The sequence below is a fragment of the Cyanobium sp. A1C-AMD genome, assembly GCF_024346495.1.
GTDB classification, from domain to species: Bacteria; Cyanobacteriota; Cyanobacteriia; order PCC-6307; family Cyanobiaceae; genus Cyanobium_A; species Cyanobium_A usitatum.
Genome location: NZ_JAGQDB010000018.1, coordinates 19,609 through 30,894 on the forward strand (window position 1 = coordinate 19,609; position 11,286 = coordinate 30,894).

The window sequence follows — 11,286 nt, forward strand, 5'->3', positions numbered from 1 at the left end:
CGCCGAACTCTAAGGGGAACTGGCGGCCGAGCCGGGCTGGGACAGGGGGCTGATGCCTGGCAACGCCCTGAGGGACTGGAGGCTGGTGCCCGGATAGTAGTGATCGAGGATGCGAGCCATGCTCCAGCCACGCCGGGCTAAGTCGATAGCTCCAGCTTGAGACAGGCCGGCACCGTGGCCAAACCCTCCCCCCTCGAAAATCCAGCGACCCGGGCCGTCGGGCCGCAACACAAAGAGGGTGCTGGGCAACTGTCGCAAGGTGCGGCGAATCGCATCACGGCGCAGCACCACGCTCTGCCGCACTCCACTGGCTCCCTGCGCCTGGATTTCCAGCGCCAATACCCGTCCACTGGGGCCCCGCTCCAGCACCGCCAGGCGTGTGGGCGGCAGGCCCAAGGACAGGGCAGCGCGGCTCAAGGCCTGCTGAATCTGGGCCGAATCGAGCTGGCGAGACCAGCGGAAGCGGGGGTGGTCGAAGCCATAGGCGCGGGCGGTAGCCGCCAGGGCAGCTCCTAGCCGGGCCGGCTGCAACGGCAAAACCACAGCGGCTGCAACGGCTGGCGGACCATCCACCCGCGGCCTCAGATAGGGCAGGGCGTCCCCAATCCACACCTCCTCAAACCCGGCCGCAATCCCCCCATTTGTGGCGTGATAGACGCCATGAATCGGCGCACCCTGCCAGCTCAAGACTTGATATTGGGTGGCGGCAATCGCCTGGCGTACAGCTGCTCCGGCCTGGCTGGGGTCTGCGTACACCTGGCATTGGGTATCGGCGCATAGGTGGTAGCCATCCACCACGAATCTCCCCTGGTTGCGCAGGGCCCAGGTGCGGGCCAGGACCGTCTGGGCAGCCAGGGCCGCGGCGGGGGAGCCTGCCCCGATCTCATGGGGCACAACCCCAAGCAGGTAGCGCTCTAAGGGCACCTCCTCCACCAACGACCAGCTGCCGTAGGCATCTCCCTGGAGCCGAAATGGACCTGCAAACACACCCCCCTGCCAGCGCAGCCCCCCCGGGGCCTCCAAGCGCAAGGGCCCCTCTAAGCGAACCGGGCCATCCGGGCGCCGCAGCTCCAAAACCAGGCGATCGCGCTGCAGCTGCTCCACCAGCCGCGGCCTAACTCCAGCGGGCGCTGGGGCCTCGGGCGCGGCCCACACTTCCCACTCGGCCGGGTGGGCAATCACAGGGGTGGCACCGGCCAATCGCCAGCGGCCAGCAGCCTCCTGGGCGCTCTCGTAGCTCGCAAAGGGCCCCCACACCTGACGGCGCAGGGCCAACGGCTCGGCCAACGGCAGCCTGCGCCAGTGCAACTGGAACCGAGGCGACTGAAACCGCTGGCCCCTCGCACTCAGCAGGGTGAGGTTTCCAGCCGCGCTGCCTAGCTCCAAGGGAGTAGGCGGACCCAAATGGGCCGCCAGGGCCACCCAGAGCACCGGCCCTGTGGCCGCCACTGCCGGCGGAGGCTGCACGGGCCAATGCAGCGCAGAAGCAGGGCCGGATCCAGGTGAAATGGGAGGTGCGGCGGCCCGACATCCCCCCGCGAGCAGCACCGTGCTGGCCCAAATGGCTAACGGCAACAACGATTGGGCCGAAGAGGACCGGACTGAAAACATTGCTTAAAAGGAGGGGTCTTGGAGGAAGGCACTGCCACGTCGTACTCTGCTTGTTTGTGCCCGCCGCAACGCGAGAAATGCCGAAGCTCAAGACCCGCAAAGCAGCCGCCAAGCGGTTCAAGGCCACCAGCACCGGCAAGTTTCTGCGTCGCCGAGCCTTCCTCAACCACCTGCTCGATCACAAGAGCCCGAAGCGCAAGCGTCATCTGGGCACAATGGCTGTTGTTGATGAGCGCGATGCGGACAACGTGAGGGCGATGCTCCCCTACGCCTGAGAGCGACCTCGGCCAATTTTTACTTTTATCTTCCTGATCTACTGCTATGTCACGCGTCAAGAGGGGCAATGTTGCCCGCAAACGCCGTAACAAGATTCTTCGCCTAGCCCGTGGCTTCCGCGGCGGCAATGGCTCCCTCTTCCGCACCGCCAACCAGCGGGTGATGAAGGCGCTTTGCAATGCCTACCGGGACCGCCGTCGTCGCAAGCGCGACTTCCGCCGTCTCTGGATCGCCCGGATCAACGCAGCAGCTCGGCTCAATGGCCTGAGCTACAGCCGCTTCATGGGTGGTTTAAAGAAAGCAGACGTGCGCATCAACCGCAAAATGCTTGCCCAGCTTGCCGTGGTTGACCCCGGCAGCTTCACCAGCATCGTGGGCGCCGCTTCAAACTGAGTTCCACCGGTAGGTCTTTTTGGACGCCCTCCTTCCCCAGGCCTACCTAATTGGGCTGATCGTCCTGCTGGGGGTCGCTGCGGTTGTAGTGGCCCGGCAAATCTGGCGTGTGCGTTCAGACGAAGTCACCCTGGCAAAGCTAGAGCGTAGTGAAGGCCCTAAGCCATCAGACGCGGCCACGTTGTACGAGCTTGGCTCGGTGCAATTACGCAAGCGCTTGTATGGCCAAGCCGCCGAATCACTCAAGCAAGCTCTTAAGAAAGCTGAAGCGGCTAAAGAACCGGCTGAAGCCCAAGCCGTGATTCAAAACGCCCTGGGCTTCGCCTTGGCCGCTCAAAACAACTACAAAACGGCAATTCGCCATTACCGGCTGGCATTGGAAGCAAAGCCGGCCTACCCAGTAGCACTCAATAATCTTGCCTTCGCCCTGGAAAAGCAGCTCAAGCTGGAAGAGGCCAAGCAGACCTATGAGCAGGTGATTGAGCTTGACGCCAACAACAAAACCGCCCGCAAACGGTTGAAACTTCTCGATCGCAAGGCCGGCCTGAATCGGGCGGCCTAAGCGATTATTTATTCAACTTTCACCAAAGTCCGCGTACTGCAGCGCCGCGGGTTGTGTTTTTTGTGCTGACAGGACCAACTACGCGGCTAGCACTTGATAGGGGACGCAGATCCAGGCGACCGCCACGGCTGGTGAGACGAGGTGCTTGCCAGCCTGACAACTGCAGGCCCTGCAGGCCCGTAAATACCCCTCCCATTTCCAGACCCGGCACCTCGCACTCGCAGAGCATCAGCAGGTCGAGCTGGTCTGATTCGGCGTTGAGGTTGCCCTGCACGGGAGTGGTAACCCCACCCACCGTGAGTTCACCGCGCAGGTCGATCATCTGGCCCATCGGCTTAACCGAGGCAAGCCGCAGCTCAGCACTCACAATCTGGGAATTGTCAAAGGATTGATAAGTACCACTCCATACGAGCGGCATCTCCCCGGCCAGCAGCTGGGCCCGGCCAACTGGATCAAAGGTCTCCGCACCTCCCAGACCACTAAGCGACTCACCACCGACGCTGGTAGCCGAGGGAGGGGTAAAAGGCACAAAGGCCTCACTGGCCACGGGTGTAGCCGCCTGCGCCGGGAACAAACCGATTGGCAACAGTGCCAGCGGCACTGCGGCTAACGGCAGGGCAGCACGAAGAACGGCAAAAGACACAACAACCAGAACTGACTAGTGGGAGGCTAGGACCGTTGCTGAGATCTGGCCCTGCTCCGTGGTCACCACCGCTTCCACCAGCGAACCGCACACCCACCGGGATCCACTTGTGATCGGGGGGCGCAGCTTCCGCAGCCGCCTGATGACAGGCACCGGCAAATATCCGAGCCTGGCGGCCATGCAGGCCAGCCTGAAGGCCAGCGACTGCGAAATCGTGACCGTTGCCGTGCGTCGGGTGCAGAGCCAGGCTGCCGGCCATGCAGGCCTGCTGGAGGCCATCGACTGGCAGCGCATCTGGATGCTGCCCAACACGGCAGGCTGCGCCACCGCCGAGGAGGCGATCCGGGTGGCCCGCCTGGGACGGGAGCTGGCAAAGCTGGCAGGCCAGGAGGACAACTGTTTCGTGAAGCTGGAGGTGATTCCAGACACCCGACATTTGCTGCCCGATCCATTCGGCACCCTGACAGCCGCTGAACAACTGGTGAAGGAGGGCTTCACGGTGCTGCCGTACATCAATGCCGATCCACTCCTGGCCAAGCGACTCGAAGAGGCTGGCTGCGCCACCGTGATGCCCCTGGGCTCGCCGATCGGCTCGGGCCAGGGCATCCGCAACGCCGCCAACATCGCCCTGATCATCGAAAACGCCAAGGTGCCCGTGGTGGTTGACGCCGGTATCGGCGTGCCCAGCGAGGCCGCCCAGGCCATGGAAATGGGCGCAGACGCCCTGCTGATCAACAGCGCCATTGCCCTGGCAGGCGACCCCCCAGCGATGGCGCGGGCCATGGCCATGGCCTGCGAGGCCGGCCGCAGCGCCTTCCACGCCGGTCGGCTACCCATACGCACAAACGCCAATCCCAGTTCGCCCGAGGTTGGCCGGGTAGGGAGCTGAAGCTGAACGCCTGTAGTAGCTTGCAAAGCGGAGCATCCGCTCGTCCTGCAGGGGTCTGAGGTTTTCGGAATGGGCGTTGCAATGAAGGTCTTCGTTCTCGGTGGCGACGGCTTCTGCGGTTGGCCCTGCGCGGTGAACCTGGCCGATGCTGGCCACGAGGTGGTTGTCATTGACAACCTCAGCCGGCGCAAGATCGATGTCGACCTGGAGGTGGAGTCGCTGACGCCGATCGCCACCATGGGCGACCGCCTTAAGGCCTGGGAACAGGTGGGCGGCAAGCCCATGCGGTTTGTCCATCTGGACATCGCTAGGGAATACGACCGGCTTCTGGAGCTACTACGCCACGAGCGGCCCGATTCGGTGGTGCATTTCGCCGAGCAGCGCGCAGCTCCCTACTCGATGAAAAGCAGCGCCACCAAGCGCTACACCGTCGACAACAACGTCAACGGCACCCACAACCTGCTAGCCGCGATCGTGGAGAGCGGCCTCGACATCCACATCGTGCATTTAGGCACGATGGGGGTGTACGGCTACGGCTCCCACCGCGGCGCCACCATCCCCGAGGGCTACCTCAAGGTGGAAGTACCCCAGCCCGACGGCAGCCGCTTCGAGGAGGAGATCCTGCACCCGGCCAGCCCGGGCAGCGTTTATCACATGACCAAGACGCTGGACCAGCTGCTCTTCCTCTACTACAACAAAAACGACCAGATCCGTATCACCGACCTGCACCAGGGGATCGTCTGGGGCACCAACACCGAGGCCACCGAGCGCGACCCACGCCTCACCAACCGCTTCGACTACGACGGCGACTACGGCACCGTGCTCAATCGCTTTTTGATGCAGGCAGCGATCGGCTATCCGCTCACTGTGCACGGCACCGGCGGCCAGACCCGCGCCTTCATCCACATCCGCGATTCGGTGAAGTGCGTGCAGCTGGCCCTGGAAAATCCGCCGGCCAGGGGCGAGCGGGTGAAGATCTTCAACCAGATGACCGAAAGCCACCAGGTTGGTGAACTAGCCCGCAAAGTGGCGGCTCTCACGGACGCCCAGATCAATTACCTGCCCAATCCGCGCAACGAAGCCGTCGAAAACGATCTAATCGTCGACAACCGCTGTTTCATCGAGCTGGGCCTCAACCCCACCACCCTCGATGACGGCCTGCTGGCTGAAGTGGTGGATGTGGCCCGCCGCTGGGCTGATCGCTGCGACCGCAGTCGCATTCCCTGCCAATCCGCCTGGACCCAAACCCAGGCTCAGGCCATCCAGACGACCTAAGGCACAACTCCAAACCCTTGAAGATCGCCTTTTTCACCGAAACCTTTCTGCCCAAGGTGGACGGCATCGTCACCAGGCTCACCAAGACGGTGCAGCATCTGGTCGCGGCTGGCGATGAGGTCCTGATCTTCTGCCCGGAAGGCGCTCCCGAGACCTACATGGGAGCCCAAGTGGTGGGAGTGCCCGCAATGCCCCTACCCCTCTACCCCGAGCTCAAGCTGGCCCTGCCTCGGCCGGCGGTGGCAGAAGCCCTGGATCGCTTCAAGCCAGATCTTGTCCACGTTGTCAATCCCGCCGTCCTGGGGCTCGGCGGCATCTGGCTGGCCAAAACCAAGGCCTATCCCCTGGTAGCCAGCTACCACACCCATCTGCCCAAATACCTGGAGCACTACGGCATGGGCATGCTCGAGCCACTGCTGTGGGAACTGCTCAAAGCTGCCCACAACCAAGCCAGGCTCAACCTCTGCACCTCCACCGCCATGGTGCAAGAGCTAAGTGAGAAAGGAATCCAGCACACCGATTTGTGGCAGCGCGGCGTAGACACTGAGCTTTTCCAGCCGGCGCTGCGCTCCGATGCCATGCGACAGCGGCTGCTAAATGGCCAGAGCGACACCGGCAAGCTGCTGCTCTACATCGGCCGGCTATCTGCGGAAAAGCAGATCGAACGGATCCGGCCCGTGCTTGAAACAATGCCCGATGCCCGGCTGGCCCTAGTTGGAGATGGTCCCTACCGCCTGCAACTCGAGAAGATCTTTGCGGGCACACCTACCCACTTCGTGGGCTACCTAGCCGGGCAAGAGCTGGCGGCGGCCTACGCCAGCGGCGACGCTTTTCTATTCCCCTCCAGCACCGAAACCCTGGGCCTGGTGCTGCTGGAGGCCATGGCGGCCGGCTGCCCTGTGGTGGGCGCCAACCGCGGTGGCATCCCGGACATCGTCAGCGATGGAGTGAATGGCTGCCTTTACGAACCAGACCAGGAAGGCAGCCTGGCTGCTGCGGTGGAGCGCCTACTTGGCGATGCCAGTCAACGGACCGAGCTGCGCACCAACGCCCGCGAGGAAGCCGAGCGCTGGGGTTGGTCTGGAGCTACCGAACAACTGCGCGGCTACTACCAGCGCCTGTTGGCCAAGCCCGACCTGCAACTAGTGGCCTGAATCAGGACTGGGGCGCCTGCCCCGGCAGGCTGCCCCGGAACCAGGTGTTCATCAAAGCCTTCACCATCGGAGCTGCCACCGTGCCGCCATAGCCGCCGGAGTTTTCCCCGAAGGCGATGATCACCAAGGTGGGCTTATCCGCTGGGGCATAGCCGCCAAACCAGGCGTGATCAGGCCGGGGTGGATCTTCGCCAGTGCCGGTTTTGCCAGCCACCGGAGGCAGGTTGGGATCATTGAGAAGCTTGGCGGTGCCGACGGTCACCACCTGGCGCAGCCCATCCCGCAGCACCTGCAGGGTGGCCGGCTTAAGGCCGATCCAGGTGCGTTTCGTGGGGCGCTCCACCAGGTGGGGCGTCACCAGCCAACCACCGTTGGCCACCGCGGCATAAAGCCGCGCCATCTGGATCGGGGTCACCTGCAGAGCCCCCTGGCCAATAGCCGAGGTGATGGTGTCCACGGGTGTCCAGCCCTCACCCAGCACCTCCTGTTTCCAAGCCTGATCGCCCAGCAAGCCCGGGGTCTCCTCCTCCACCAGCTCAATGCCGGTGACCTGGCCATAGCCCATGCGCCGTGCCGCTTTGAACAGCTCATCGGGGCCCACCTTCAGCCCCACCTGGTAATAGAAGGTGTTGCTGCTCACGGCCAGGGCGAAAGGAAAACCGATGGCCCCATGGGCGCCATGGTCGCCGTAGCAAAGGCCCGCATAACAGAACGAATTCATCGTCATCACCTTCGAGTCGGCCGTGTAGCGGCCCGACTCCAGACCCGCCACAGAGGTGACAATCTTGAAGGTGCTGGCCGGTGGAAAGCCCTGGAAGGCGCGATTCAGCAGGGGCGCATCGGGGGAATTGAGGCTGCTCCACTGGCTGGAACTCGGCGCCGGCGAAAAAACATTGGGGTCAAAGGTGGGCCGGCTGGCCAGGGCCCGAATTGCTCCGGTTTGGGGGTCGAGCGCCACGATCGCCCCCTTGCGCACCCCATCGAGGGCGCGCTCTGCAGCCTGCTGCAGAGCCAGGTCCAGGGTGAGCCGCAGGTCCTTGCCAGCCTTAGCAGACTTCTCCCCGATGATGCGCTGCACCTGGCCGGCGGCGTTCACCTCCACCTGCTGGCCGCCCCACTCGCCGCGCAGGTGCCCCTCAAACTGCTTCTCGACCCCACTGCGGCCCACCCGATCCTGGATCCGGTAGCCCTTGGGCTGGAGCTGGGTGTATTCCTCTTCCGTGATCCCGCTGGTGTAACCGAGCACGTGGGCAGCCAGCCGGCCGTGGGGATAGCTGCGCAGGATGTCCACATCCACCTCGGCGCCCTGGAGCCCGGCAGCCTGCTCCCGGAAGCGCAGCACCTGCTCAGACTTGAGGCCACTGGCCAGAGCTATCCGAAATCCCTCCGCATTGGCACCACTGCGTCGGCGCGCCTCCAGCTGGGACGCAGGTAACCCAACCACCGTCGCCAAGCGATCTCGCAGGGCCGGCCACTGGGCGTCACCCACCTCCCGCGGCTGGATGTAGAGGTTGTAGGTGAGCCGGCTAGTGGCCAGCACCTGGCCATGACGATCCAAAAGGCGACCCCGGATCGGGTTGCGGGGCAGCAGCCGAATTCGGTTTTCATCGGCCCTGGCGCGGTTCTCAGCGCCGTGCAGCAACTGCAACCAGGCCAAGCGCGCCACCATGGCACCGCTGCACAGCAACACCACAGCCAGAAGCAGGGCCGACTGACGGCCCATGCCGGTGTGACGGGAGGCAGCTGGACCAAAGGCCATGGTCAGGCGTTGAGCTCGAGTCGCTGCTCCAGCTGCTCCAGTCGAGCAGCAATGCGGGCCAGACCCTGCTGCAACTCCAAGGCGTCCTGGGGATCGGCTTGGTGTGCTCCCTCAGCCCCTACCTCGGTGGCCACATCGTGGACCTCCACCTTCATCACCGGGTTGCCCAGGCCGGGGCTGACCCTATCCAGGCCCTGGCGCAGCTGACTAGCGGCAGGCTCGCCCTCCTCCCGCAGGCTGCCGAGGGGATCGGCCTCCTGGCCGTCAAAGGCTGCCATCACCTCGCGAGCCCCGCCCTTACGGGCCCGCTCCACCACCGCCAAACCCACGGGCAGGACGTCCTGCATCAAGGTGAGCCGGAGAGCATCAAAGGGGTCGGTAGCCATGGCGGCGTTCCTGGCTCAGGAACCACAGTCTGACCTGCCTGCAGCCCGGTGCTCAGGGCGCCAGCCGCTGGATCCCTGGATCAACAATCACCTGGCGGGAGTTCTGCTGACTACCCCACCACCAACCCGCCGCCACGGCGATCACCAGGAGCGAGGCCAGCGGCACCAGGGCCTGGCGGGTGACGTCAAGGGCCAGCCATTCGCCCCAGGCCCGCAGGGTGCGCTCCCGGTCAAAGCGTCGCCGGGCCTTCTCTTCCTCCTGCTGGCGCCGGCGCAGGGAGCGGGTCACCCAGCGCTCAAATGATTTCTTCTTGGTGACCGCCATCTTGCGCTCAACCTCGAGCAGATGACCGGCCGAGAGCTCAGGGTTGAAGGTGCTGATCAGCTCCAGACTCTTGAGGAACATCTCCACGGCGCCATCTTTGGCGGCCCGCTCACCCTCTTCAAGCAGCTCCCAGTCCACCTCGGGATAAAAGCGGAGCCGGTTGCTGGCGATCTGGTCTTCCATCAACTGGCCTGGCTCCCGCAGCCAGCGGTCCGTATTGGCATCGAAACGGCGCCAATACAGAAAGGGATTGAGATAGATGGTTTTGCCGGCCAGGACGATGCTGTCCTGCTGCAGCCGACGCTGCATGTCGGGATCGGGGGATGTCGAGCTGGGGGGCGCGGAGGCGGCAGTCACGACGTATGGGCTGGGAGCCGATGGTATCGAAGGTCGGCGTCTCGGGCTACTCCCGCAACACCTACTCCCACTCGATGGTGCCAGGCGGTTTGCTGGTGATGTCGAGCACCACCCGGTTCACGCCCTTGACCTCATTGACGATGCGGTTGGAGATTTTCTCGAGTAGGTCGTAGGGAAGGCGAGACCAATCGGCCGTCATGCCGTCTTCCGAGGAGACGCAGCGCAGCACGATCGGGAAGGCATAGGTGCGTTTATCGCCCATCACCCCCACGCTGCGCACCGGCAGCAGCACGGCAAAAGCCTGCCAGATCTCGTTGTATAAGCCTGCCTCCTTCACCTCCTCGCGCACAACCAGGTCGGCGTCACGAAGGATGTTGAGCTTCTCGCTGGTGACCTCACCGAGGATGCGAATCGCCAGACCAGGACCGGGGAAGGGGTGCCGGCCAACGATTTCCTGGGGCAGACCCAGGCTGCGGCCCACCTTGCGCACCTCGTCTTTAAACAAGCGACGCAGGGGTTCCACCAGCTTGAACTGAAGATCCTTGGGCAGGCCACCAACGTTGTGGTGACTTTTGATCTTCACTGCCACCCGCTCACCGGTTTTGGGGTCAATACCCGTGCCGGCGCTCTCGATCACATCGGGATAGAGGGTGCCCTGGGCCAGGTAGTCGAAGGGGCCTAGGCGCTTGCTTTCCTCTTCAAACACCCGGATGAATTCCGTGCCGATCAGCTTGCGCTTCTCCTCCGGGTCGGTGATGCCATCGAGCTTGCTGATGAAGCGCTCGCGGGCATTGATGTATTCCACGTTGATGTGGAAGCGCTTGTCGAAAAACTCCACCAGAAACTCAGGCTCGCCTTTGCGCATGAAGCCTTGGTCGATGAACATGCAGGTGAGCTGATCGCCAATCGCCTTGTGCAGCAAAAAGGCGAGGGTGGAGGAATCAACGCCTCCCGAGAGAGCCAGCAAAACCCGCTTATCGCCGACTTGGGCGCGCACATCAGCCACCGCTTCGTCAATGAAAGCTGCTGTGGTCCAATCGGCCTCACAACCACAAATGTGATATACAAAATTGCGCAGCATTGCCATGCCGCCGGTGGAGTGGACCACCTCAGGATGAAACTGCACGCCGTATAAGCGCCGCTGGTGATCAGCGACGGCGGCCTCTGGGGTGTTGTCGGTGTGCGCCAGCCGCAAGAAGCCCTCGGGTAGCCGTTCCACCGAGTCGCCGTGGCTCATCCACATCGTCGAGCCGTCTTCGACGTTGGTCAGCAAATCGATCGGGTCGTCAACGTGCAGCGGAGCCTTGCCGTATTCCGCCCGACCGGCGGCCACCACCGAGCCACCCAGCTGCTGCACCATCAGCTGCATGCCGTAGCAAACGCCCAGCACCGGAATTCCCAGCTCCCAGATAGCCGGGTCGCACACGGGAGCCCCCGGCTCATACACCGAACTGGGCCCGCCGCTGAGAATGATGCCCCGGGGGGCAATCGCCCGCAGCTCCTCGGCTGTGGTGGTGTAGCCCATCACCAGGGAGAAGACTTCGGTTTCCCTCACCCGCCTGGCGATCAGCTCCGAATACTGGGAGCCGAAATCAAGAATCACAATCGCCGGATAGCGCGTCGATTGGGAGGTGGCGTCGAGCTGGGGCACTGGGG

Annotated in this window: 12 protein-coding genes; 6 read left to right on the forward strand and 6 right to left on the reverse strand. The window is 63.8% G+C overall.

Annotated elements, in window-relative coordinates:
- Positions 1–9: 9 nt before the first annotated feature.
- The gene (locus tag KBY74_RS04890) at positions 10–1,449 is read right to left on the reverse strand and encodes a SpoIID/LytB domain-containing protein (protein ID WP_315859036.1); all 1,440 of its coding nucleotides are present in this window, start codon (positions 1,447–1,449) and stop codon (positions 10–12) included.
- Between the two features lie 239 nt (positions 1,450–1,688).
- On the opposite strand from KBY74_RS04890, the gene rpmI reads away from it, so the two are divergent.
- Genes rpmI through KBY74_RS04905 form a run of 3 tightly spaced genes read left to right on the forward strand, consistent with a single transcriptional unit; the run spans position 1,689 to position 2,842 of the window.
- Entirely contained in the window at positions 1,689–1,886 is a 198-nt protein-coding gene (rpmI, locus tag KBY74_RS04895) for a 50S ribosomal protein L35 (protein WP_106632482.1), read from the forward strand.
- A gap of 46 nt (positions 1,887–1,932) precedes the next feature.
- Positions 1,933–2,280: a 50S ribosomal protein L20 gene (rplT, locus tag KBY74_RS04900; RefSeq protein ID WP_254941743.1), complete on the forward strand. Its 348-nt coding sequence runs from the start codon at positions 1,933–1,935 to the stop codon at positions 2,278–2,280.
- Positions 2,281–2,299: 19 nt separating this feature from the next.
- Complete coding sequence (locus KBY74_RS04905; protein WP_106632484.1) at positions 2,300–2,842, forward strand: tetratricopeptide repeat protein; 543 nt, start codon at positions 2,300–2,302, stop codon at positions 2,840–2,842.
- 19 nt (positions 2,843–2,861) lie between these two features.
- Here KBY74_RS04905 and KBY74_RS04910 read toward each other — a convergent pair whose 3' ends face one another.
- On the reverse strand, positions 2,862–3,485 hold the full coding sequence (locus tag KBY74_RS04910; RefSeq protein ID WP_254941744.1) for a hypothetical protein: 624 nt from the start codon (positions 3,483–3,485) through the stop codon (positions 2,862–2,864).
- A 58-nt stretch (positions 3,486–3,543) separates the two neighbouring features.
- Between KBY74_RS04910 and KBY74_RS04915 the strand changes: the two genes are divergently transcribed.
- The 3 genes from KBY74_RS04915 (at position 3,544) to KBY74_RS04925 (ending at position 6,803) form a co-directional block, all read left to right on the forward strand.
- Complete coding sequence (locus KBY74_RS04915) at positions 3,544–4,374, forward strand: thiazole synthase (protein WP_254941745.1); 831 nt, start codon at positions 3,544–3,546, stop codon at positions 4,372–4,374.
- Between the two features lie 81 nt (positions 4,375–4,455).
- Positions 4,456–5,649, forward strand: a complete 1,194-nt coding sequence (locus KBY74_RS04920; RefSeq protein WP_254941746.1) for an NAD-dependent epimerase/dehydratase family protein — start codon at positions 4,456–4,458, stop codon at positions 5,647–5,649.
- 17 nt (positions 5,650–5,666) lie between these two features.
- A complete protein-coding gene (locus KBY74_RS04925) occupies positions 5,667–6,803 on the forward strand; it encodes a glycosyltransferase family 1 protein (RefSeq protein ID WP_254941747.1) in 1,137 nt (378 codons plus the stop codon).
- 1 nt (position 6,804) lies between these two features.
- Here the strand turns inward: KBY74_RS04925 and mrdA are convergent, their stop codons facing one another.
- From mrdA to guaA, 4 genes are all read right to left on the reverse strand, one after another.
- Positions 6,805–8,562: a penicillin-binding protein 2 gene (mrdA, locus tag KBY74_RS04930; protein WP_254941748.1), complete on the reverse strand. Its 1,758-nt coding sequence runs from the start codon at positions 8,560–8,562 to the stop codon at positions 6,805–6,807.
- 2 nt (positions 8,563–8,564) lie between these two features.
- Entirely contained in the window at positions 8,565–8,948 is a 384-nt protein-coding gene (locus KBY74_RS04935; RefSeq protein WP_254941749.1) for a hypothetical protein, read from the reverse strand.
- Between the two features lie 52 nt (positions 8,949–9,000).
- Complete coding sequence (locus KBY74_RS04940) at positions 9,001–9,582, reverse strand: hypothetical protein (RefSeq protein WP_254941750.1); 582 nt, start codon at positions 9,580–9,582, stop codon at positions 9,001–9,003.
- A 109-nt stretch (positions 9,583–9,691) separates the two neighbouring features.
- Positions 9,692–11,281: a glutamine-hydrolyzing GMP synthase gene (guaA, locus tag KBY74_RS04945; protein WP_106632491.1), complete on the reverse strand. Its 1,590-nt coding sequence runs from the start codon at positions 11,279–11,281 to the stop codon at positions 9,692–9,694.
- Positions 11,282–11,286 lie beyond the last annotated feature (5 nt).